We start from the raw sequence: 21,824 nt of genomic DNA, 5'->3' as shown, positions 1-21,824 counted from the left end.
TTATATTTTATCAATCCTCAGTCTTATGGTTTAGAAAGAATAATTTTTGTTTGTTTTGAAAGTTGTTCAAACGTTTCTTTGCTCAGTTTAGAATCTGAAACGATGGTATCAATATCAGAGATATTGTAGAAGGTATAGAAATCAAATTTATTGAACTTACTATGGTCAGCTAGTAAGTATTTTTTATTGGAATTATTGAGGGCTATGCGTTGAGATTCACCTTCCTCTTCACTAAAGGTCGCAATCGCATTGTCCTGAATACCATTACAGCTAACGAAGGCTTTAGAAAATTGCAAATTGGCCAAGTTTTGCAAGGTTAGTGTTCCGACAAAGGCTCCAGTGATAGAGCGATAGTTTCCACCTATTAAAATCAAATCTGTTAGTTTTCGTTCGTTTAAGATGAGAAAGACTGGTAAACTGTTTGTTACAACACGAATATTATCAATTGGAAGTTCACGGGCAAAAGATTCCAAGGTTGTCCCTGGACCAATAAAAATGGTTTCACCCTCATCAATTAAATGGCCTGCAAAACGGCTGATTTCTTGTTTTTCTGCAATCTGTAAGCTTTGTTTTTCAATATTGGAACGTTCATTGTTTAAAATAGAACCTGTGCGAATTTTCTCAGCTCCCCCGTGCACCCGAACAAGTAAATCCTTGTCTGCTAACTCTTGCAAGTAGCGTCTAGCAGTCATATCTGATACATCCAAGCGAGTCATGATTTCTTTTACAGTAATAGTTCCTTTTGTATTTACCGTTTCTAGAATATTATCTAGTTTTTCCTGCTTTAACATCGTTATCACCTCTATTTCTATTACTATTTTATCATAAAGTATTCAATCAATCAATTTAAAAAACAAAAGAAAACAAAAACAAAAACATCATGGTTGTTTTAAACAAACCATGATCTTTTTATCACTTATAAAATAGATGACCTTAGTCCAAACCGTAGTTGTAGTCATCGTCTTGCATGGCTTCAACTTCACCAAGGAGGTAACCATTTCCGACTTGAGAGAAGAAGTCGTGGTTGGAAGTTCCTGTTGAAATACCGTTCATAACGATTGGGTTGACATCATCTGCTGAGTCTGGGAAGAGTGGATCTTGCCCCAGGTTCATGAGTGCCTTGTTGGCATTGTAGCGAAGGAAGGTTTTAACTTCTTCCGTCCAACCAACACCGTCATAGAGGCTTTCTGTATAGCCTTCTTCGTTTTCATAAAGAGTGTAGAGCAGGTCGTACATCCATTCTTTGAGTTTTTCTTGCTCTTCCTCAGGTAATTCATTGAAACCGAGTTGGAATTTATATCCGATGTAGGTTCCGTGAACAGACTCATCACGAATGATTAATTTAATGATTTCCGCAACGTTGGCTAGCTTGTTGTTACCGAGATAGTAGAGGGGAGTGAAGAAACCAGAGTAGAAGAGGAAAGTTTCAAGGAAGACGCTGGCAACTTTCTTTTCAAGTGGGCTACCGTTTAGGTAGATTTCGTTGACGATCTCAGCCTTCTTTTGTAGGTAAGGATTGGTATTGGTCCATTCGAAAATTTCTTCAATCTCAGCCTTAGTATTCAAGGTAGAAAAGATTGATGAGTAAGATTTAGCGTGGACAGATTCCATAAATTGGATGTTATTGAAAACAGCTTCCTCATGTGGTGTACGGATGTCTGCGCGAAGGGCTTGAACCCCAGTTTCAGATTGCATAGTGTCGAGAAGGGTTAAACCACCAAAGACTTTTCCAACCAAGTCTTTTTCTACATTTGATAGCTTTCTCCAGTCATCCAAGTCATTTGACAAAGGAATACGTGTATCAAGCCAGAATTGCTCCGTCAGTTTTTCCCAAGTTGATTTGTCGATGACATCTTCGATGGCATTCCAGTTAATGGCTTTGTAGTAAGTTTCCATTTTGAAATCTCTTTCTGTGTTTAGTATTGCGAACTCACAATTACTTCTATTTTATCATAATTCTAGAGGAGTATCGCACAAAAAGTCGGAAGTCCGACTTTTGTGTTTTTCCATAGTATAGGTGCTTATTCCAGTTTAGTTTAGCAGGGTGAATGAATCACTAATTTGAGAAAAAGTAGTTTCCTCAAGCAAAGATTAAATCACACAGCTTTCACATTGGTTGGCACCGACTTCTCCACCATCATCTGTAAAGGTACGGACGTAGTAGATAGACTTGATTCCCTTGTTAAAGGCATAGTTACGAAGGATAGACAAGTCACGTGTCGTTTGCTTATTTTCCTTCTTCCATTCGTAAAGACCTTTTGGAATGTCACTACGCATGAAGAGAGTGAGTGAAAGTCCTTGGTCCACGTGCTCAGTTGCAGCAGCATAGACATCAATCACCTTACGCATATCCATGTCGTAAGCAGAAGTGTAGTAAGGAATGGTTTCTGTTGACAAGCCAGCAGCAGGGTAGTAGATTTTCCCGATTTTCTTTTCTTGACGTTCTTCGATACGTTGTGTAATCGGGTGAATAGAAGCAGAAACGTCATTGATGTAACTGATAGAACCATTTGGGGCAACAGCTAGACGGTTTTGGTGGTAAAGTCCATCTGCTTGAACCTTGTCGCGAAGTTCAGCCCAGTCAGCAGCACTTGGGATAAAGATATCTTTGAAAAGTTCTTTAACACGGTCTGATTTTGGAACAAATTCGCCTGTCACATACTTGTCGAAGTAGCTTCCGTTAGCATAGTCTGATTTTTCAAAGTTGTGGAAGGTGATACCACGTTCACGCGCAATATTGTTTGACTCAACTAAAGTCCAGTAGTTCATAAGCATAAAGTAGATGCTAGCAAACTCAACAGACTCAGGTGACCCATATTCAATCAATTGTTGGGCAAGGTAGCTGTGAAGTCCCATGGCACCAAGACCAAAGGTATGAGCTTGGCTATTTCCGTGGTCGATGGTAGGAACAGCTACGATGTGTGAACTATCTGTAACGAAAGTAAGGGCACGAACCATAGCACGGATAGAACGACCAAAGTCAGGTGAAGTCATCATGTTGACTACGTTGGTTGAACCAAGGTTACATGAAACGTCCGTTCCCATTTGAAGGAATTCTTGAGCATCGTTGATCAAGCTTGGTTCTTGAACTTGAAGAATCTCAGAACACAAGTTACTCATGATAATCTTACCATCAACAGGGTTTGCACGGTTAGCCGTATCAATGTTGACTACATAAGGGTAGCCAGACTCTTGTTGCAATTTAGAGATTTCAGTTTCCAAATCACGCGCCTTGATTTTTGTCTTGCGGATATTTGGATTTGCGACTAGCTCATCGTATTTTTCAGTGATGTCGATGTAGTTAAATGGCACACCGTATTCAAGCTCTACTGAGTATGGACTGAAGAGATACATTTCTTCATTTTTACGTGCTAATTCGTAGAATTTATCGGGTACTACAACACCAAGTGAAAGGGTCTTTACACGAACTTTTTCATCGGCGTTTTCTTTCTTAGTTGAAAGAAAGGCGATGATATCTGGGTGGAAGACATTGAGGTAAACAACACCGGCACCTTGACGTTGACCCAATTGGTTTGAGTAAGAGAAGCTATCTTCGAAAAGCTTCATAACTGGAACGACACCTGAAGCAGCTCCTTCATAGCCTTTGATAGGTGCACCAGCTTCACGAAGGTTGCTGAGGGTAATTCCCACACCACCACCGATACGTGAAAGTTGAAGAGCTGAGTTGATAGAACGTCCGATAGAGTTCATATCATCAGTTACTTGGATCAGGAAGCAAGATACCAACTCCCCACGGCGAGCACGTCCAGCATTCAAGAAGGAAGGAGTAGCAGGTTGATAGCGTTGGTGGATGATTTCATTGGCAATATCAATCGCAACAGCTTCATCACCATCAGCAAAATAAAGGGCGTTAAAGAAGACACGGTCTTCCATGCTTTCAAGATAGTATTCACCGTCGTTAGTCTTTAAGGCATATTGATTGTAAAACTTATAAGCTGCCATGAAAGACTTGAATTGGAAGTTTTGGTCTTTGATAAATTGAGCTAATTCTTCCAAAAATTCTGGACGGTATTTCTTGATAAAGGCTGTTTCGATGTAGTTGTGTTCAATGAGGTAGTTGATTTTATCTTTGATTGAATCAAAAACCATAGTGTTTGGAACTACATTTTCTTTAAAGAAGGCATCCAAGGCTTCCTTATCTTTATGAAGCATGATTTGTCCATTGACAGGACGGTTGATTTCGTTGTTGAGACGGAAGTAAGTCACGTCTTCAAGATGTTTTAATCCCATAAAATTTCCCTTATCTAATTACAAAAGAAAGGCTTCTAAGTTAGCCCTAGAAGCAGTTTCTTCTGGATGATGTACTAAGATTATGCTAATTGTTTCAACTTTCCTGGTTGGAAACCTGAAAAGACTTCAGTTGGTGTTTGGATAACAGGAGCTGCGCTGAAACCGAGCTCTTTAACTTGATCGATGTACTCAGGTTGCTCATCAAGATTGATTTCACGATAAGCGACATTATTACTGTCCAAGAAACGTTTGGTCATCTTACATTGGACACAGTTGTTTTTAGAATAAACGGTTACCATTGTGTAACTCCTCTTTCAAAATAGATTACTTTTTTAGTATATCAGAAAATAAATTTTTGTCAATAATTTGAAACTAAATATAGTGGTCTATTTTTCTGCTCAAGGTCACAAAACACAATATGTAGTGTTTGCTTTGTAAAATAGTGATGATTATCCTAGAAGTAGTTTTTTGGAAAACTATATCCTGTGTTTTGTTATCTAGAATAGAAGATTTTCAGCAAGTTATCTGAAAGGAAATCGAATAAATCCCATAAAATGCTTGAAAAAAATCCTAGAAGATGATATAATACCAAATTGTAAGGGTTATCACATATAACTCAAAAAAGAAAGAACAAAAGGAGAGTCAAACTATGGCTTCTAAAGATTTCCACGTAGTGGCAGAAACAGGTATTCACGCACGTCCAGCAACATTGTTGGTACAAACTGCAAGCAAATTTGCTTCAGATATCACTCTTGAGTACAAAGGTAAATCAGTTAACCTTAAATCAATCATGGGTGTTATGAGTCTTGGTGTTGGCCAAGGTGCTGACGTAACTATCTCAGCTGAAGGTGCAGATGCAGATGATGCTATCGCTGCAATCTCAGAAACAATGGAAAAAGAAGGATTGGCATAAGGAAGATGACAGAAATGCTTAAAGGAATCGCAGCATCTGACGGTGTTGCCGTTGCAAAAGCATATCTACTCGTTCAACCGAATTTGTCATTCGATACTGTTTCAGTCGAAGATACAAACGCAGAAGAGGCTCGTTTGGATGTAGCTCTTGAAGCTTCTCAAAACGAGCTTTCTCTTATCCGTGAGAAAGCTGTAGGTACGCTTGGTGAAGAAGCGGCTCAAGTTTTTGACGCTCATTTGATGGTTCTTGCTGACCCAGAATTGATTGGTCAGATTAAAGAAACAATCCGTGCTAAGAAAGTCAATGCTGAAGCAGGTCTTAAAGAAGTGACTGACATGTTCATCACGATCTTTGAAGGCATGGAAGATAACCCATACATGCAAGAACGTGCAGCGGATATCCGCGACGTGACAAAACGTGTATTGGCAAACCTTCTTGGTAAAAAATTGCCAAATCCAGCTTCTATCAATGAAGAAGTAATCGTGATTGCGCATGACTTGACACCATCTGATACAGCTCAATTGGACAAAAACTTTGTAAAAGCTTTTGTAACAAACATCGGTGGACGTACAAGCCACTCAGCTATCATGGCACGTACACTTGAAATTGCAGCTGTATTGGGAACAAATAACATCACTGAAGTAGTGAAAGACGGTGATATCCTTGCCGTTAACGGAATCACTGGTGAAGTCATTATCAACCCAACAGATGAACAAGCAGCAGAATTTAAAGCAGCTGGTGAAGCTTATGCTAAACAAAAAGCTGAATGGGCACTTTTGAAAGATGCTCAAACAGTGACTGCTGACGGTAAACACTTCGAGTTGGCTGCTAACATCGGTACTCCAAAAGACGTTGAAGGTGTTAACAACAACGGTGCAGAAGCTGTTGGACTTTACCGTACAGAGTTCTTGTACATGGATTCTCAAGACTTCCCAACAGAAGATGAGCAGTATGAAGCATACAAAGCTGTTCTTGAAGGAATGAATGGTAAACCAGTTGTCGTTCGTACAATGGATATCGGCGGAGATAAGGAACTTCCTTACTTCGATATGCCACACGAAATGAACCCATTCCTTGGATTCCGTGCCCTTCGTATCTCTATTTCTGAAACTGGAGATGCAATGTTCCGTACACAGATCCGTGCCCTTCTTCGTGCTTCTGTTCATGGTCAATTGCGTATCATGTTCCCAATGGTTGCCCTATTGAAAGAATTCCGTGCAGCTAAAGCAGTCTTTGATGAAGAAAAAGCAAACCTTCTTGCTGAAGGAGTTGCAGTTGCGGATGATATCCAAGTTGGTATCATGATTGAAATCCCTGCAGCAGCGATGCTTGCAGACCAATTTGCTAAAGAAGTTGACTTCTTCTCAATTGGTACAAACGACTTGATCCAATACACAATGGCAGCAGACCGTATGAACGAGCAAGTTTCATACCTTTACCAACCATATAACCCATCAATCCTTCGCTTGATCAACAACGTTATCAAGGCAGCTCACGCTGAAGGTAAATGGGCTGGTATGTGTGGTGAGATGGCTGGTGACCAAAAAGCTGTTCCACTTCTTGTCGGAATGGGCTTGGATGAGTTCTCTATGTCAGCAACATCTGTACTTCGTACACGTAGCTTGATGAAGAAATTGGACACTGCTAAGATGGAAGAGTACGCTAACCGTGCCCTTACAGAGTGTTCAACAATGGAAGAAGTCCTTGAACTTCAAAAAGAATACGTTAACTTTGATTAATGTCATTAACCTTGTAACCTAGTTGCAAGGTTTTTTGATACATTCGGGAATAGTATAGTCTTGTGAAGTCCACTTTTCAATGATGAAGAGGCATGATATAATAGGAGAAACAAATAGAATAAGAGAGAAATCATGTCTAAAGAAATTGATATTGAGTATTACCACCAGCTAGCCTTGCAAAAGCAGAAGGAGCATCGAAAAGTTTTAGCAAATTTAAAGAAAAAGCCACCAAAAAATCTTGATAAGATAGCTCAGCAGATTCATGAAGAAGTCTTTGCAGAGATTGATTGTACCGCCTGTGCTAACTGTTGCAAGACATTGGGACCTGACTTCAAGGAAGCAGACATCACTCGTATTGCTAAGTACTTTAAGATGAAATTACCAGCTTTTGAAGCGGAGTTTCTGCAGGTAGATGAAGATGGTGATAAGGTTTTTAAATCCATGCCTTGTCCCTTTCTAGGAGGAGATAATCTCTGTTCCATCTATGAAGTTCGTCCAAAGGCCTGTCGAGAGTTTCCCCATACGGACCGTAAAAAAATCCATCAAATCAACCATTTGACGATTAAGAATACTTTGACCTGTCCAGCAGCCTATCTCTTTGTTGAGAAATTAAAGGATAAGTTATAGAGATTTAAAGGATAAAAAATCTCTAATAATAACTAGTAATATGAAAGGAGTACTCCTGTGCCTAGACCGAAAACAAAAGAGGAGCTAATGCTGGCCTCTAAGGAAAACTATGAAAAGCTCAATCGTTTCATCTCCCAACTAAGTGAAGATGAGCTACAGACTCCATTTGATTTTTCAAGAGACTCAAAGAAAAAAGAAGCTCACTGGAAAAGGGATAAAAATCTACGGGATGTCTTGATCCATCTTTATGAATGGCAGCAGTTACTTTTGACTTGGGTACATTCTAATCAAGAAGGTCACGAAAGACCTTTTCTCCCTGAACCTTATACTTGGAAAACTTATGGAGAAATGAATGTCGCTTTTTGGAAGAAGCACCAGAAAACCTCCTTAGAAGAAGCGACTAGACTCCAAGAACAATCACATAGGAAGGTTTTAGAGTTGATAGAAGTTTTTAGCAATGACGAACTCTTTACCAAAGGTGGCTATAAGTGGACCGGCGGAACAAGTCTAGGTTCCTACTTTGTTAGTAGCACGTCAAGCCACTATGATTGGGCTCTGAAAAAACTCAAAGCTCATCGGAAGAATTGTAAAGGATAGATGGACTATTTGAAATAGAAAGAATGAGTTCTTTTAAAAGTAAGATAAAAGCAAAGGGCTATCAAGTGATGTAGCCCTTTTGAGTTATACAAGCAAATTACCATGCAAAAGCTGTCGTTGGAGCATTGAGCGCTTCTAACCACTGTTTATTTTTTACGGGGCAAAGAGTTACGGATATACCTGCCATATCTAGACTGGTCATAAATGTTCCTGATTTTATAAAAGTAATAGTGACTCCTTCAATTTCTAAGAGTTGAAGGAGATCATTGATAAATATGCCCATTTCTAAGTTGCTGGTAGTGCCTAGATTATTTACAAGCAATATAAATTGATCCCCATGTTTCCAATGATAGTGTAATCTTAATTTACTTATAATTTCATTTGCAAGGATTTCCGATGATTGGAATGGGACGATACGATAGCCTTCTTCGCCATGTATCCCAATACCATAAGAAATATTTCCTTCTTCTAAGTTAAATAGTGGACGGGTGGTTTGGGGAAGACTAGCCGATTTCGTTGCAAAGCCAATTGTTGCGATTTCGGGAGCAAGCTGATGACCTAAATCAGTTAGTTGCTCGATGTCGGCACCATTTTGAGCTGCATACCCTAGAACTTTATGAAGTAAAATAGTCCCTGCAAGTCCCCTTCCTCTAATTTGAAATCTATTGTGAGGTTCAATAGAAATATCATCGTGTGATAAACTATAGCCGACTTTAATTCCTTCTTTTCTAGCAGTGTTAATGGCCCAGCTAAATTCTTTGATGTCTGCTTCGAAATTTTTTACAATGATGAAGACACCGTGACCATTGTTTAAAAAACGAATGGACTCTAAGATTTCAGTTCTTGTGGGAGGAGTAAATAATTGGCCATAGATAGCAGCAGTAAGCATTCCTTCTCCCACATATCCAATATGAGCAGGTTCGTGACCTGAACCTCCACCCGACAATATTGGAACCTGATGAGGATTGCGATTTTTTTGATAGACTAAAGGTAAGGTAGGGTGTTTTTCTAATTCAGGATGACTGCTGACAGTTGCCGAAATGTAACTTGAAATAATTTTCTGTTTATGATTTGAAATAAATGTCATTGTGGTCTCTTTCCAATAATTGTCATGATTAAAAAGTCTGGTTGTGGAACTGGACTTTTTTTATTGACGTAAGCCTTCACGATTTCTGCTAAAGCATGTGAATGATAGTCTAACAAAAAACAAGTATAAGCAGATGAATCGATATCAATCTGACCGTATTCTCTTAAAATTTTTGATACAAGCAAGCGACAGTAGCTGATAAAGTGATCATAGAAGTTATTTTGCCCTTGAATATCAAAAAGTTGAATATAAAAGTCACGCTCTTGTTCGAAATAAAAAAATAATTCTTGTAATAGTTTTTGGCCTGAAATGAAGTCCAAGTTATTGGTGATATACTCGGTTAAGTCATTTTCAAATATCCAGTCTAGCAGTTCATATTTGTCAAGAAAGTGATTATAAAAGGTCTGTCTACGAATGCCAGCTGATTCCATGATCTCTACAATAGAGATTTTGTCAAATTCTCTAGTAGCTAATAGGTCTCTAAATGCCTTGGCAATCCGTTTTTTTGTAATAAGTGATGATGCCATAGGAAGCCTTTCTTTTACTTACTTCATTTTACCAAAAAAATGTTTTAAACGGGTTTAAAAGGGGACAAATAATAGAATCTGTCCCTTATCATCCAGCAATAAAAAATATATAATGAAAGCGAAAACAAAGGTAAATGCCGAAAGGAGTTTCTCATGAAAAAAATTATAAATGAACCGACACAGGTTGTTGATGAAATGTTGCAGGGGTTGTCATTCATGCATGATGACTTGGTAGAACGCTTAGATGGTTTTGATGTCATCGTTAGAAAGGCAGAAAAGACAGGAAAAGTTGGACTCATTTCAGGTGGAGGTTCAGGACATGAACCAAGTCATGCTGGTTTTGTAGGAGATGGAATGTTGTCTGCTGCCATTTGTGGAGCAGTCTTCACTTCACCTACTCCGGACCAAATTTTAGAAGCCATTAAGGCGGCTGATGAAGGTGCTGGAGTTTTCATGGTCATCAAGAACTATTCTGGTGACATTATGAACTTTGAAATTGCACAAGAACTTGCTGAAATGGAAGGTATTGATGTAGCAAGCGTTGTGGTTGATGATGATATCGCTGTTGAAAATAGTCTCTATACCCAAGGGCGTCGAGGTGTTGCAGGTACTATATTAGTCCATAAAATTTTGGGTGATGCAGCTCGTTCTGGTAAATCATTAGCTGAAATGAAGGACTTGGCCGATAAACTTGTCTTAGAAATTAAAACAATTGGGCTGGCCTTGTCTGGAGCAACTGTTCCTGAAGTTGGGAAACCAGGATTTGTTCTAGAAGATGATGAATTTGAATATGGAGTTGGTATCCACGGTGAACCGGGATATAAGAAAGAGAAAATGCAACCTTCAGCACAATTGGCCTCAGAATTGGTTGAAAAATTATCTGAAGGTTTCCAACTTAAAGCTGGAGAACGCTATGGCCTTCTCATCAATGGTTTAGGAAGCACTCCTCTTATGGAACAATACGTATTTGCAAATGATGTGGCTAAATTACTCCATGAAAAAGGTGTTGAGTTGACATTTAAGAAAATTGGAAACTATATGACATCAATTGATATGGCCGGCTTGTCATTAACATTGATTCGATTGGCAGATGATGAGTGGTTGGATGCTCTAAATGCACCTGTTACTACACCAGCTTGGTAAAACTCAAGGAGGAAATGTCGCATGAATGTTGAACAAACTCTTGAATGGATGAAGCTTTTTAATGAAAAGATTCAAGAACAGAAAGATTACCTTAGTGAGTTAGACACTCCTATAGGAGATGGAGACCACGGTGGAAATATGGCGCGTGGAATGGCTGCAGTTATGGAAAACTTAGAAGGAAAGCAATTTGAAACAAGCAGTGATGTGTTTAAACTTGTCTCAATGCAATTACTGAGCAAGGTAGGCGGTGCTTCTGGTCCCTTGTATGGCTCTGCTTTTATGGGCATGGCCAAGGCTGATTCAAATTCGAAAATAGAGGAAATATTACAAAGCGGTTTGGATATGATTATCAAACGTGGAAAAGCAGAAGTTGGAGAAAAGACAATGGTTGACGTTTGGACTCCTGTTATTGCTGCCTTGTCTGCTGGTCAATTGACTCAAGAGATTATTGATCAGGTAGTGAATGCTACCAAAGATTTACTTGCAACTAAAGGAAGGGCATCTTATGTAGGAGAACGTTCTCTTGGACATATTGATCCTGGATCATTCTCATCAGGATTACTCTTTACTGCTCTTTTAGAAACTGGGGTGGTTTAATGGGAAGTATTGGTCTTGTTATCGTTTCACATTCCAAACACATTGCAGAAGGTGTCGTTGAACTGATTAGTGAAGTAGCTAAAGATGTTCCGATTACTTATGTAGGAGGCATCGAAGATGGAGGAATTGGTACAAGTTTTGATCAAGTAGATAGGGTTGTTTCCGAAAATCCAGCAGATACTTTATTAGCCTTTTTTGACCTAGGTTCTGCTAAAATGAACTTAGAAATGGTGGCTGATTTCAGTGATAAAAGTATCATCATCAACAGGGTTCCAATTGTAGAAGGTGCCTATACTGCAGCTGCTCTTCTTCAGGCTGGTGCAGAACTGTCAGTTATTCAAACACAGTTGTCGGAGCTTGAAATCAATAAATAAGGAATCTTCCTATCATTCCTTTTATAGGTGAGTTATTGATTATCTCAACTATCAAATTTTAAGTAAATGATTTCAAAATCAGAAAGGGATTGCTTTGGGCAGTTCCTTTTTAATGTAAAAGGAGTGGAATCATAGCGTTTCTAAATTGTTAATACTCTTCGAAAATCAAATTCAAACCACGTCAACGTCGCCTTGCCGTACTCAAGTACAGCCTGCGGCTAGTTTCCTAGTTTGCTCTTTGATTTTCATTGAGTATAATAATTCAAAACTGATTGTGATGGGACTATTCTAACTTTAGAATTCTTCAAAAATTAAAATTTAAGGCAATCAATGGCTTAGAATAGTGCGAAAACATTTAGTTTATAGGAATTCTAGGTCTAGAATTGCATAGATATTTATGATGTTAGGGTGTTCGATAGTTAGGATTGTTCTATTCTGAAAGATTTGGGCTGTCAATTGTATAGAATAGTGATTTACCAATGAATTTTGAAAATTATAGGGGATAAAAAGAATCTTGACATTATTAGTTTCTTGCATTATAATGAGATTACGTACCGTTAGTATGTTAGAAGGGAGTTATAATGGCAAGGAATAGAAACTCACATGAAACTAGAAAAAAAATATTAGAAGTTTCGAAAGAGTTATTTTTAGAAAAAGGATTTGATAATACTTCAATACAAGATATAATCGATGGGTTAGGTGGATTGACGAAAGGTGTTATTTATCATCATTTCGAGTCTAAAGATGAAATATTGCAATCAATCATTAGCGAAAATAATCATGAAATTTTAAATTACAATTGGAGAGGAGATACTGCATTAGAAAAAATACAAAATTCTTTGATGGATGCGTTCTCTAATTTAGAACAACAAAGATTAGTATACTCTGTCTCAATTATGCTAAGAAGTCCACGTTTGTTAGGAGAGCAGTATTTAAGTTTATTTTCTGATTTTTTACCAGGGATTAGAGAAAAAATTTTCGAAGGTGTTAAAGATAAATCAATTAAAACAGAATATCCTGAAGAGCTAGCTGATTTGATTGTTTTAACTTTGAATATTTGGATTGGGTTCCAAATTTCTATTTATTCAGTAGAAGAATTAAAGAGTAAAATGAAGTTCATTAAACTAACTTTTGAAGGTTTGGGAGTGCAGTTGATTACTGATGAAATGATGGAAGTAATTTTCCAATTATTTGATCACTTAAAAGGTGTCAAATAAATTTTAAGTATTGATATTTTAAAAAATACCATACTCTAGATATGGTATTAAAAATTCTAGTATACATACCTTTAGTATGTATATTTTTTAGAATTAGACATACCGAAAGTATGTAAAGTGCTTTTTGAATAGTGTAATTAATATTAACAAAATTTTTTGGAGGAAAAATCTATGTTGTCGCTTATTAAAATTGAATTAAATAAAGTTTCAAAATCAAAATTATTTTTTGCTTGGTTGGGTACTATATTGATAATATTAGGTATTACAGGAATCATAATCATGGGGTTAGGTACTGATAATAAACTGGGAGATTTTGTTGGACAGAGTGCCAATAATATTAAAATTACTGATAAATGGGGAAGTTGGGCAATTGCAACATCATTGTTTGGATCTTTATTTACTAAAGCAGCATTTTTGATTTTTGAATCTTATTTATTGTCTGCGATTATTATTGATGAATTTAAACGAAGAACAATTTTTCAGCTGTTTTCCTACCCTGTTTCTAAAATAAAGTTACTATGGGGAAAAATGCTTACAGTAATTCTGATATCATTTATTGCTCATTTTACTGCACATTTAGTTATTCAATTATTAATTAAATTAGTAGCAGTTTTAACCGAATCGAATTATATTCCAATAGCTAATCAAATGATTAACTTAGCTGGAATTACGGTTGGAACAGTATTAATCGGAATACTACCTTTTGTTTTAGGTATGATTAGGCATTCAATAGCTATAACAATGCTTTCAGGACTTGGTTTAGCAGCGTTACTTTCGAATGTAAGTTCAGGTAGTTTAACTAATAATTTTGTTGATAACTTATTCTTCTTAATATTTGCTAGTTTCATAAGTTTAATAATTGTTTCATTTTCAATTTATACTATTTCAAGAAAAGATATTAATATCAAGTAGTATAGCTAAATTTAATGGAAAGAAAGTGCTAATTTTGTGATGATTTATTTAAACGAAGAGGCTGTATAAGTTGGTATTTATACTCCTGAAGAAAAATCCTTGCATTTAAAGCTAGATATAGAAAGAGAGATAGAAATGAGAAATATTGTTGAAGTAAAAGAAGTTTTTAAAACAATTGATAAAGAAGAAATTTTAAGTGGTATCAACCTTCAAATTGCTGAAGGAGAAATCTATGGTTTTTTAGGACCGAATGGTGCTGGAAAAACAACGTTAATGAAATGTATGTTATCCTTATCAACAATTACATCAGGTAGTATTGAGATTTTTGGGAAAAATCTACAAGAACACAGAGAAGAAATCCTAAGTCAGGTTGGAAGTGTTATTGAAACACCAATTTTTTATGAAAACCTCACAGCAAAAGAAATTTTGGAAATTCACGCGCAATATATGAGGAAAAATATTACCGAATCAGATATAATAAGAGCCTTAAGGATGGTCGGATTAAAAAATACGACTAAAAAAGTAAAAGAGTTTTCGTTAGGAATGAGGCAAAGGCTTGGTTTAGCTCGTGCGTTTCTAACAAAACCTAAATTGTTAATTTTAGATGAACCAATCAATGGTTTAGATCCAATAGGAATTCAAGAAATTCGGAATCTTTTGTTGTCGCTTTCTAAGGAGCATGGAATTACAATACTAATATCGAGTCATATATTATCGGAAATTTCACAGATAGCAGATAAAATTGGTGTTATCAAAAATGGAGAAATTGTAGAACAGGTCTCTATGAAAGAGATTAGGAGAGAGAATATTGACTTAGAAGAATATTTTATGTCACATTTTCTAAATGAAATTTAAGAATTACGAGGTAGATTAGGAATGAAACAATTGACAAAGTACCATAAGAAGTCTTTTTATACTTTCATGATTTTTAATATATTAGTTCCTTTAACTAATATTGCTTTTGCTTATTCTATTAAAATTATAATTGATAGTGGAATGTCCCAAAATAGGGAAGCTCTAACCCAAGCGATACTAATAGGTGCTATCGTAATATTTATCTATGCCAGTCTTAATTTTATATCCCTTCGATTAAGAAATAAACTTGTTAGGCAGATTATGTCAAGATACAAAAATAAGGTGTTTGAATCTATTTTAGATAGGGATTATAGAGAATTTTCTAAGGAAAAATCAGGGAAATTTATTTCAATATTAACTGAGAACATGAAGAAAATTGAGCAGGATTATTTGCACCAATATTTTAATATTTCAAAAAATATTTCCTTAATGATTTTCTCACTAGTAGCCATGTTTATAGGTAATTGGTTTTTGACCTTATTAGTTATCATTGCTAGTATTATTCCAATGATGATATCAGGATTTATTGGGCAAAAATCAGCTTCACTTCAAAAAAGAGCTATGATTGCCGATCAGAAGTATTTAGCTAAGGTTAAAGATATTTTAGCAGGGTTTCTAGTTATAAAGAGTTTTAATGTGAAAGAGGCTATCGGTCAAGATTACAAAAACGAAAGCGAAAAATTGGATGAGATATATTTCATCAAAGGGAAATTTGATGTTTTATCTAATGTTATTTCTCAACTTTCAGGGATGATTGTTTTTTTAGTAGCCTTTGGTGGAGGAATGTATCTGGTCTTCGGTGGGCATACCACAATTGGGAGTGTTACAGCTATTGTTCAACTAGTCAATTTTGTAGTAATGCCACTAAATGAAATTGGTATGGGAATGAGTAAATTACGTGAAGGTCAGGCTACACTGAATTCATTTGAGGTAAAAGATGTAATCGAACTTCAAACTGGTAAAACGAAAGAATATTTTGATGATGTCATTTCTTTTTCAAATGTAGATTTTTCCTACCCTAATGCTGAGGAAAAGATTTTTAATAATTTATCTTTACAGATCAAAAAGGGGGGGAAAATTGCAATAGTAGGTATGTCAGGTAGTGGAAAATCAACTTTACTCAATCTATTACTGCGTTTCTATGATGTAACAAGTGGGTATATCTCAATTGATAATCAAGATTTGCAAGCTATTTCAGCAGAGAGCCTTTATAACTTAATGACTATTGTTCAGCAAGATGTTTATATCTTTGATGATACTTTAAAAGCAAATATTACCCTTAGTCAATCCTTTACTGAAGATGATATAAAAAAAGCTGTACAGCAGTCTGGCTTAGAAAGTTATATTTTAGAAAATGAATTAGGTCTACAAACTTCATGTGGCGAGAATGGATCAAATCTATCTGGGGGAGAAAGACAGAGACTTAGTATTGCGCGTGCTTTAATTCGAAAAACACCAATCTTATTATTAGATGAGGCTACCTCGTCTTTAGATAATAAAGTTACTACTGAAATTGAAAATTCAATTTTAGAAATTCAAGATTTGACGGTTCTTGTTGTTACGCATAAGTTAAATAAGAGCATGTTGAAAAAATACGATAGAATTCTTTTTATGAAAAATGGAGTTATTGTTGAAGATGGTTCTTTTGATAACTTGATGGATAGGAAAGGTGAATTTTATAAATTGGTTGAGTTGAGTGTGTAATGCTACCAGAATAAAAAGAGGATGAAAATCTTTAATCTCAAGTTCTTTTTCAATAATATTATGGTTGTATAAACAAAGGAAATTTGAGAATTAAAAAGTAACTAAAAAAGAAGGCTAAATAATATTAAGCTGTAAAATACAACTCATCGAATATGATTAAATGGTAAGTATCAATTAAATTGAAAATTTTATAGTGTTATAATATAATTAAACCATAAGAGCAAGAAGGTTGTGATTAAAAAATAATCTTAGTATAGCTTATCTCTGACAAATATTTAGATTTTAGAGCTGTTTAATTTTAAGCAGTCATTATTTTTAAACATTAGGGGCTTCAAAGGAAAATATTTAAAATGAAACATTTTTTTGCAGGTATCGGAGAGATAAAATTAGCTTTCTACATCTTATATGTTTTGCTAGGTCTAGCACCTTTATTTCACACTTACATAATAAATGCTGAAACAGGGATAGGAAAATCAGTTTTAACTATTATAGGGGTAGTCTCCGTATTTATGTTGACTATTGCTCGAATTTATAGAAGTTTTTCTATAATAAAAATAAACTTGACTAGAATAGTATGGGTTGGTTAATCAATTGGAACTATTATTTTTGTTATATTTTACCACTTTTAAGTTTTTACATTAAACAACCGAATGAAGTGAAAGTTGTTTATTTTAGAAAGGAAAACTCTCAAATTGTTCTACAAATTTCTACTCTTCGACCTCGACCACACCTTGCTTGATTTTGATGCTGCTGAGGATGTGGCTTTGACGCAACTTCTAAAAGAAGAAGGAGTTGCAGATATTCAGACTTATAAAGACTATTATGTTCCTATGAACAAGGCTCTCTGGAAGGACTTAGAGCAAAAGAAAATCAGTAAACAAGAGCTGGTCAACACGCGATTTTCTCGTTTATTTGCTCATTTTGGACAGGAAAAAGACGGTAGTTTTCTAGCCCAGCGTTACCAGTTTTACTTAGCCCAGCAGGGGCAAACTTTTTCAGGCGCTCATGAACTTTTGGACAGTCTCATCGATCGTGATTATGACTTGTATGCTGCGACAAATGGAATAACTGCTATTCAGACAGGGCGTTTGGCTCAGTCTGGCCTGGCACCTTATTTCAATCAAGTTTTTATCTCTGAACAGTTGCAAACACAAAAGCCAGATGCTCTCTTTTATGAAAAAATCGGTCAACAGATTGCTCGATTTAGTAAAGAAAAGACGCTGATGATTGGAGATTCCCTAACAGCCGACATTCAAGGTGGCAATAATGCTAGGATTGACACTATCTGGTACAATCCTCATCACCTCGAAAATCACACACAAGCCCAGCCGACTTACGAAGTTCATTCTTACCAAGACTTGCTGGATTGTTTAGATAAACTGTAAAAAGTGGTTTAGATAGCCACTTTTTGCTATAATAGAGGCAGTAAAAACGAAGGAGTCGGCTATGGAACATTCGTCTTGGCATGCTTTGATTAAGGAGCAATTACCTGAGGGTTATTTCGGGAAAATCAATCAGTTTATGAATCAGGTCTATGCTCAGGGGACTGTTTATCCGCCCAAAGAAAAGGTTTTTCAGGCTCTCTTGACAACACCGCTTGAAGAAGTTAAGGTAGTGATTCTAGGGCAAGATCCCTATCACGGGCCAGGTCAAGCGCAGGGTTTGAGTTTTTCTGTACCTGACTCTATCCCAGCTCCGCCATCCTTACAAAATATCTTGAAAGAATTGTCAGATGATATCGGGGTTAAGAAATCTCATGATTTGACAGCTTGGGCTGAGCAAGGAGTCTTGCTTCTTAATGCTTGTTTGACGGTTCCGGCTGGGCGGGCCAATGGTCATGCTGGTCAGATATGGGAGCCCTTTACTGATGCTGTGATTCAGGTGGTCAATCATCTAGATAGACCAGTCGTTTTTGTACTCTGGGGAGCTTATGCACGCAAGAAGAAGACCTTAGTTACCAATCCTCATCACTTGATCATCGAATCAGCCCATCCCAGTCCTTTGTCGGTTTATAGAGGATTTTGGGGTTCCAAGCCTTTTTCCAAAGCCAATGCATTCTTAAAAGAGACAGGACAAGAGCCAATCGATTGGCTTAGATAAGGAGAAAATATGCCTCAGTTAGCGACGATTTGCTACATTGATAACGGGAAAGAACTGCTCATGCTTCACCGTAATAAGAAACCCAATGATGTTCATGAAGGGAAATGGATTGGTGTGGGTGGAAAGTTAGAGCGTGGGGAAACTCCACAAGAATGTGCTGCCCGTGAGATTTTAGAAGAAACTGGTCTAAAAGCAAAACCAGTACTAAAAGGAGTGATCACCTTTCCAGAATTCACACCAGATTTAGACTGGTACACCTATGTTTTTAAGGTGACGGAGTTCGAGGGTGACTTGATTGACTGTAATGAGGGAACGCTAGAATGGGTTCCCTATGATGAGGTTTTGAGCAAGCCTACTTGGGAAGGTGACCATACCTTTGTTGAGTGGCTTTTAGAGGATAAACCCTTCTTTTCAGCCAAGTTTGTTTATGATGGGGATAAATTGTTGGATACCCAAGTTGATTTCTATGAATAAAGGAGAAAGCAGATGCTACTAATCAAAAATGGTCGTGTAATGGATCCCAAGTCTGGTTTGGATCAAGTGTGTGATGTCTTAGTTCAAGATGGGAAAATTATCAAAATTGCGCCTGAGGTCAAGGAAGAGGGAGCAAAAATTCTAGATGCTACAGGTCTTGTAGTTGCTCCTGGCTTGGTCGATATTCATGTTCATTTCCGTGAACCTGGTCAGACCCACAAGGAGGATATCCATACTGGTGCCCTAGCAGCCGCTGCAGGTGGTTTTACAACGGTTGTCATGATGGCTAATACTAGTCCAACCATTTCAGACGTGGAGACTTTGCAAGAAGTTCTCCAGTCAGCTTCCAAAGAGAAGATTAATGTTAAGACGGTTGCGACCATTACTAAGAATTTTAATGGGCAAGATTTGACTGACTTTAAAGCACTCTTAGAAGCTGGAGCTGTTGGTTTTTCTGATGACGGTATTCCGCTTGAGAGCAGTAAAGTTGTCAAGGAAGCCATGGAGGAAGCTAAAAAGCTTAATACCTTTATTAGTCTTCATGAGGAAGATCCAGGTTTGAACGGTGTTCTTGGCTTTAATGAAAATATCGCTAAAGAACATTTCCATATCTGCGGTGCGACTGGGGTGGCTGAGTACGCTATGATGGCGCGTGATGTCATGATTGCCTATGCGACCAAGGCTCATGTCCATATCCAGCATTTGTCTAAGGAAGAAAGTGTTAAAGTAGTTGAGTTTGCTCAAGGTTTGGGTGCGCAAGTCACAGCAGAAGTAGCGCCACAGCATTTCTCTAAGACAGAAGCACTTCTTTTGACACAAGGTAGCAATGCTAAGATGAATCCACCGCTTCGTTTGGAATCAGACCGTCGTGCCGTGATTGAAGGTCTCAAGTCAGGTGTCATCACAGTTATCGCGACTGACCACGCGCCTCATCATGCAGATGAGAAAAATGTCGAAGATATTACCAAAGCGCCATCTGGTATGACTGGCTTAGAAACATCTCTATCTCTTGGATTGACTTATTTGGTCGAAGCTGGTGAGTTAAGCTTGATGGAATTACTCGAAAAAATGACATACAACCCGTCCAAGCTTTACAACTTTGAAGCAGGTTACTTGGCTGAGAATGGCCCAGCGGACATCACTATTTTTGATGTTAAGGCTGACCGTCTTGTGGACTCCCATTTTGCTTCAAAAGCAGCTAATTCACCATTCATCGGTGAAACCTTAAAAGGGCAGGTTAAATACACCATCTGTAAGGGACAAATCGTCTATCAAAACTAGGTGGGAGTCTGCTCTGTAAACAAAAAGAATAGAGAGCTTATATGTACCAAACCCATCATTTTAAAGATAAGTTTATCTTATTTTTAAAGATATTTTTCCCTATCCTGATTTATCAATTTGCCAATTATTCTGCCTCCTTTGTTGATACGACTATGACAGGTCAATACAATACCATGGACTTGGCTGGTGTATCTATGGCAACCAGTATCTGGAATCCTTTTTTTACATTCCTAACAGGAATTGTATCAGCCTTGGTACCCATCATTGGTCACCATCTTGGGAGAGGGAAAAAGGAAGAAGTTGCATCTGATTTTTACCAGTTCATTTATCTTGCCTTGGGTCTATCCGTGGTCTTGCTGGGATTAGTACTTTTCCTGGCACCACCTGTTTTGAATCATATAGGACTAGAAGCTCCTGTGGCAGCAGTAGCGGTTCGTTATCTCTGGTTTTTATCTATCGGAATTATCCCCTTGTTGCTCTTTAGTGTCATTCGATCCTTGCTGGATTCTCTAGGGCTAACCAAACTGTCTATGTACCTCATGCTTTTGTTACTTCCCTTGAATAGTGGATTTAACTATCTCTTGATTTACGGGGCCTTTGGTGTTCCAGAATTAGGGGGTGCGGGCTCTGGTTTAGGTACTTCCTTGGCTTACTGGGTCTTGCTGGGAATTTCTGTTCTGGTTTTATTTAAGCAGGAGAAGCTCAAGGCTCTACATCTTGAGAAACGAATTCCACTTAATATGGATAAAATTAAGGAAGGAGTTCGATTAGGTCTGCCTATTGGGGGAACTGTCTTTGCGGAAGTGGCTATCTTTTCCGTGGTTGGCTTGATTATGGCTAAGTTCTCGTCCTTGATTATCGCTAGTCACCAGTCAGCCATGAACTTTTCAAGTCTTATGTACGCCTTTCCTATGAGTATTTCATCGGCTATGGCTATTGTCGTTTCCTATGAAGTGGGAGCAAAGCGATTTGATGATGCGAAAACCTATATTGGTCTAGGAAGATGGACAGCTCTCATTTTTGCGGCCTTCACCTTAACCTTCCTTTACATTTTTAGGGGAAATGTGGCTAGTCTTTATGGTAACGACCCAGAATTTATCGATTTGACAGCGCGCTTTTTGACTTATAGTCTTTTCTTCCAGTTAGCAGATACCTTTGCAGCACCGCTCCAGGGAATTTTACGGGGGTATAAGGATACCGTTATTCCTTTTTACCTTGGTTTGGTCGGCTATTGGGGGGTGACACTCCCAGTGGCTATGCTATTTGATTCCCTAACAGATTTTGGAGCTTATTCATACTGGATCGGTTTGATTATTAGTCTAATTGTGAGTGGGGCGCTCTACCGTTGGCGTTTAACTGTGATTATGAAGAGATTTGAATCTTTAGCAAAATCCAAACGATAAAAAGTTTGTGAAAAAATATTATT

Annotated in this window: 23 protein-coding genes; 17 read left to right on the top strand and 6 right to left on the bottom strand. The window is 37.4% G+C overall.

The features are described from left to right. Positions 1-23: 23 nt before the first annotated feature. From B7703_RS08750 to nrdH, 4 genes are all read right to left on the bottom strand, one after another. A complete protein-coding gene (locus tag B7703_RS08750; RefSeq protein WP_033685012.1) occupies positions 24-791 on the bottom strand; it encodes a DeoR/GlpR family DNA-binding transcription regulator in 768 nt (255 codons plus the stop codon). Positions 792-933: 142 nt separating this feature from the next. Next, the gene (gene nrdF, locus B7703_RS08745) at positions 934-1,896 is read right to left on the bottom strand and encodes a class 1b ribonucleoside-diphosphate reductase subunit beta (protein ID WP_000451386.1); all 963 of its coding nucleotides are present in this window, start codon (positions 1,894-1,896) and stop codon (positions 934-936) included. 195 nt (positions 1,897-2,091) lie between these two features. Then, the gene (gene nrdE / locus B7703_RS08740; RefSeq protein WP_084924480.1) at positions 2,092-4,251 is read right to left on the bottom strand and encodes a class 1b ribonucleoside-diphosphate reductase subunit alpha; all 2,160 of its coding nucleotides are present in this window, start codon (positions 4,249-4,251) and stop codon (positions 2,092-2,094) included. A gap of 80 nt (positions 4,252-4,331) precedes the next feature. Further along, positions 4,332-4,550, bottom strand: coding sequence for a glutaredoxin-like protein NrdH (nrdH, locus tag B7703_RS08735; RefSeq protein WP_000259240.1), 219 nt, complete (start codon positions 4,548-4,550; stop codon positions 4,332-4,334). A 350-nt stretch (positions 4,551-4,900) separates the two neighbouring features. On the opposite strand from nrdH, the gene B7703_RS08730 reads away from it, so the two are divergent. The 4 genes from B7703_RS08730 to B7703_RS08715 all read left to right on the top strand — a co-directional run bounded on the left by B7703_RS08730 (position 4,901) and on the right by B7703_RS08715 (position 8,127). Continuing rightward, complete coding sequence (locus tag B7703_RS08730) at positions 4,901-5,164, top strand: phosphocarrier protein HPr (protein WP_000146947.1); 264 nt, start codon at positions 4,901-4,903, stop codon at positions 5,162-5,164. Between the two features lie 5 nt (positions 5,165-5,169). Further along, positions 5,170-6,903: a phosphoenolpyruvate--protein phosphotransferase gene (ptsP, locus tag B7703_RS08725; RefSeq protein ID WP_084924478.1), complete on the top strand. Its 1,734-nt coding sequence runs from the start codon at positions 5,170-5,172 to the stop codon at positions 6,901-6,903. Between the two features lie 132 nt (positions 6,904-7,035). Continuing rightward, entirely contained in the window at positions 7,036-7,530 is a 495-nt protein-coding gene (locus B7703_RS08720) for a YkgJ family cysteine cluster protein (protein ID WP_000031472.1), read from the top strand. Between the two features lie 57 nt (positions 7,531-7,587). Then, positions 7,588-8,127: a ClbS/DfsB family four-helix bundle protein gene (locus B7703_RS08715; RefSeq protein ID WP_084924477.1), complete on the top strand. Its 540-nt coding sequence runs from the start codon at positions 7,588-7,590 to the stop codon at positions 8,125-8,127. 97 nt (positions 8,128-8,224) lie between these two features. On the opposite strand, the gene dhaQ is transcribed toward B7703_RS08715, so the two are convergent. Both dhaQ and dhaS read right to left on the bottom strand, forming a co-directional pair. Then, positions 8,225-9,214: a DhaKLM operon coactivator DhaQ gene (gene dhaQ / locus B7703_RS08710; protein WP_084924475.1), complete on the bottom strand. Its 990-nt coding sequence runs from the start codon at positions 9,212-9,214 to the stop codon at positions 8,225-8,227. After that, a complete protein-coding gene (gene dhaS, locus B7703_RS08705; protein WP_084924474.1) occupies positions 9,211-9,741 on the bottom strand; it encodes a dihydroxyacetone kinase transcriptional activator DhaS in 531 nt (176 codons plus the stop codon). The genes dhaQ and dhaS overlap by 4 nt, the downstream gene beginning before the upstream one ends. Before the next feature lie 153 nt (positions 9,742-9,894). Between dhaS and dhaK the strand changes: the two genes are divergently transcribed. The 13 genes from dhaK (at position 9,895) to pdrM (ending at position 21,801) form a co-directional block, all read left to right on the top strand. Next, positions 9,895-10,884 carry a dihydroxyacetone kinase subunit DhaK gene (gene dhaK / locus B7703_RS08700; protein WP_084924472.1) on the top strand — a complete coding sequence of 330 codons (990 nt, stop codon included), beginning with the start codon at positions 9,895-9,897 and terminating at the stop codon, positions 10,882-10,884. A gap of 21 nt (positions 10,885-10,905) precedes the next feature. Beyond that, positions 10,906-11,481, top strand: a complete 576-nt coding sequence (gene dhaL, locus B7703_RS08695; protein ID WP_084924471.1) for a dihydroxyacetone kinase subunit DhaL — start codon at positions 10,906-10,908, stop codon at positions 11,479-11,481. After that, the gene (gene dhaM / locus B7703_RS08690; protein ID WP_084924469.1) at positions 11,481-11,855 is read left to right on the top strand and encodes a dihydroxyacetone kinase phosphoryl donor subunit DhaM; all 375 of its coding nucleotides are present in this window, start codon (positions 11,481-11,483) and stop codon (positions 11,853-11,855) included. The genes dhaL and dhaM overlap by 1 nt, the downstream gene beginning before the upstream one ends. 581 nt (positions 11,856-12,436) lie before the next feature. Then, the gene (locus B7703_RS08685; protein ID WP_084924468.1) at positions 12,437-13,072 is read left to right on the top strand and encodes a TetR/AcrR family transcriptional regulator; all 636 of its coding nucleotides are present in this window, start codon (positions 12,437-12,439) and stop codon (positions 13,070-13,072) included. Between the two features lie 171 nt (positions 13,073-13,243). Further along, entirely contained in the window at positions 13,244-13,984 is a 741-nt protein-coding gene (locus B7703_RS08680) for an ABC transporter permease (RefSeq protein ID WP_084924466.1), read from the top strand. 135 nt (positions 13,985-14,119) lie between these two features. Continuing rightward, entirely contained in the window at positions 14,120-14,839 is a 720-nt protein-coding gene (locus tag B7703_RS08675) for an ABC transporter ATP-binding protein (RefSeq protein WP_084924464.1), read from the top strand. 21 nt (positions 14,840-14,860) lie between these two features. Continuing rightward, positions 14,861-16,543: an ABC transporter ATP-binding protein gene (locus B7703_RS08670; protein WP_084924462.1), complete on the top strand. Its 1,683-nt coding sequence runs from the start codon at positions 14,861-14,863 to the stop codon at positions 16,541-16,543. Positions 16,544-16,893: 350 nt separating this feature from the next. Then, positions 16,894-17,130 (top strand): hypothetical protein, encoded by a 237-nt coding sequence (locus tag B7703_RS08665; protein ID WP_084924460.1) that lies wholly within the window; start codon positions 16,894-16,896, stop codon positions 17,128-17,130. A gap of 105 nt (positions 17,131-17,235) precedes the next feature. Further along, the gene (pynA, locus tag B7703_RS08660) at positions 17,236-17,928 is read left to right on the top strand and encodes a pyrimidine 5'-nucleotidase PynA (RefSeq protein WP_084924459.1); all 693 of its coding nucleotides are present in this window, start codon (positions 17,236-17,238) and stop codon (positions 17,926-17,928) included. A gap of 61 nt (positions 17,929-17,989) precedes the next feature. Continuing rightward, positions 17,990-18,643, top strand: coding sequence for a uracil-DNA glycosylase (locus B7703_RS08655; protein ID WP_084924457.1), 654 nt, complete (start codon positions 17,990-17,992; stop codon positions 18,641-18,643). Positions 18,644-18,652: 9 nt separating this feature from the next. Next, complete coding sequence (locus tag B7703_RS08650) at positions 18,653-19,117, top strand: NUDIX hydrolase (protein WP_001135768.1); 465 nt, start codon at positions 18,653-18,655, stop codon at positions 19,115-19,117. 12 nt (positions 19,118-19,129) lie between these two features. Then, complete coding sequence (locus B7703_RS08645; RefSeq protein WP_084924455.1) at positions 19,130-20,398, top strand: dihydroorotase; 1,269 nt, start codon at positions 19,130-19,132, stop codon at positions 20,396-20,398. 41 nt (positions 20,399-20,439) lie between these two features. Continuing rightward, positions 20,440-21,801, top strand: coding sequence for a sodium-coupled multidrug efflux MATE transporter PdrM (gene pdrM / locus B7703_RS08640; RefSeq protein ID WP_084924454.1), 1,362 nt, complete (start codon positions 20,440-20,442; stop codon positions 21,799-21,801). Positions 21,802-21,824 lie beyond the last annotated feature (23 nt).

The sequence above is a fragment of the Streptococcus mitis genome (assembly GCF_002096735.1).
GTDB classification, from domain to species: Bacteria; Bacillota; Bacilli; order Lactobacillales; family Streptococcaceae; genus Streptococcus; species Streptococcus mitis_CZ.
The sequence above is the reverse complement of the archived record's forward strand: the minus strand, read 5'-3'. Positions and strand labels throughout refer to the sequence as shown.